The organism is Mesorhizobium qingshengii (assembly GCF_900103325.1).
GTDB classification, from domain to species: domain Bacteria; phylum Pseudomonadota; class Alphaproteobacteria; order Rhizobiales; family Rhizobiaceae; genus Mesorhizobium; species Mesorhizobium qingshengii.
The window spans coordinates 1-1,800 of record NZ_FMXM01000095.1; the positions used below are offsets into that span (position 1 = coordinate 1).

The 1,800-nt window shown below is 61.9% G+C and carries 2 protein-coding genes; one reads left to right on the forward strand and one right to left on the reverse strand.

From position 1 onward, the window contains the following. Window positions 1–17 precede the first annotated feature (17 nt). Window positions 18–1,394 (reverse strand): IS701 family transposase, encoded by a 1,377-nt coding sequence (locus tag BLS48_RS34485; protein ID WP_091586684.1) that lies wholly within the window; start codon window positions 1,392–1,394, stop codon window positions 18–20. A gap of 98 nt (window positions 1,395–1,492) precedes the next feature. On the opposite strand from BLS48_RS34485, the gene BLS48_RS34490 reads away from it, so the two are divergent. Continuing rightward, window positions 1,493–1,777: a hypothetical protein gene (locus BLS48_RS34490; RefSeq protein WP_038645292.1), complete on the forward strand. Its 285-nt coding sequence runs from the start codon at window positions 1,493–1,495 to the stop codon at window positions 1,775–1,777. Window positions 1,778–1,800: the final 23 nt, after the last annotated feature.

The following is a 1,800-nucleotide window of genomic DNA, read 5'->3' on the forward strand; positions in this document are numbered from 1 at the left end:
AGCTCGACTTTGTACGTTTAGGTGGCGAAGCATAGTGCTTGCGCCATTCGCAGGATGCGTTGTGGCGGGATATTTTGTCGTTCCCGGTTTGGCGGGGAGTGTTGATTAATATCGCCGATCCAGATTTCGAGGCGGACTGCGCCGATGGCATCGCTGAACGTCAGGCTGGTTTTTCGGTACCACGCTGCGGCGTATGGGGTGGTGGTGCTGGTGAGCAGATCGCAGGCCCATAGCGATACGAGGGTGTAGAGACCGAGCAATGTTGGGGTGGTTCGTGCAATGGCCTTGTCGGACCATTGCCGTTGGGTCTCAACGCCAAGGTGGGCGCGGGTCTCGGCGAACGTGACCTCGATCTGCCAGCGGCGGACGAACAGGGCGATGATGTCGGCGGGCTCGAGGGCGATGTCTGTGCTGAAGAAGGCTTGGGGCGCGCGTTTACCATCGGGATCCCGGACCAGCACCCAGCGGATCGGCATTACCGGGGTACCGGGCCTGTACCACAAGGCGGTATCAGACGTGATCTCGAGCGTCTTGCCGTCGACATGGCCATACCAGGCGGACACGATGATCCTGGCCCAAGTCGTGGCGGGGTTGGACAGGAGGGTCTTGAGCTTTGGTAGTGCTGGACCTTTTTGCGCTGGCCGGCCGAGGGTGCGCGTGGTCCGCTTTGGCGGTGGCGCAAACAGGCTGGCATCCAGTCGCAGCCGGCTGATGAGCGTTGCCCTGGCAGTGATGGCATGGGCCAGTTCATGGACGGCAAAGCTGCTGTCGCCTACGAAGATGACGCGGCGCCCTGGCAGCCAGCGACAGAGTTGCAGTGCGCCCTGCCGCGCCCAGTCGGTCAGCAGCTTATGGCGCCGCCCACGTTGATGGTCGGATCGCTCGGATGGGGCAAGCAAGGTCAGGACCGGCAAGGCCTTTACCAGGCTCGTCCATGGCACCGGGGTCAGCACCATGAAGCTCAACCAGCGCAGGCCACTGGCTTTGACGAAATGGCCATGGCTGGAGCGCACTGGATCCCGGTAGATGCCCCGTGCGCTGATCCGGCGTCCCCATCGGCGTTCGATGGTGTCGTCCATGCCAATGACGATGGGGCCATCGGGCACGAGCCGTTCGACCACGAGGCCCAGCAATCGCCTGGCAACGGCACGGGGGCTCCAGCAGGCTCGGTTGAAGATTTGGTGGTAGCTTGCAAAGTTGGCGGCCTCGGCCCTGCCGGTCATGCGCAAGCAGGAGCTGACGGTCCGCTTGCCCGGCGCCAGCAAAGCTCCCATGACCAGAACAAGGACATGTTCCCAACTGGGCGCTGTGAAACAGGTGCGCAACTCTTGGAGCCACTGGCGCAGGATCTGAGGAACGGCATCGCTGACGGCGGCGTTGGGATGGTGCAGCATCCCATGCTTCGAATCCCGGCCAGCACATGTTGCAAGGCAATGACCGTGCGGCGAAGTGAATCAGACCTGACTAGGGCTGCGGCAGCTATGACTGCACAATGGAAAAGGACGACATAGCCCTGCGCATCGAAGCGTTCGACCAGGCCAATGGCGGCGGCGTTGGCTGGTACAAGGACAAAGGTGCCTACCACCTGTACCTGCTGGCAACCGAGGTGCCGATCGCCCGTCTCAAGCCGATCGGCAGAGGCGATGAGGTCAAAATCGCCTACTGGTCACACCGGCGAAAATGGGAAGACATCGACGATATGGGAGGCTGCAGCCTGCCCCTCGATCAGGCGCTCAGCCACATCGCAACCAACAGCCTCTTCTGGACATGGACCTGACCAAAAACGTACAAAGTCGAGCT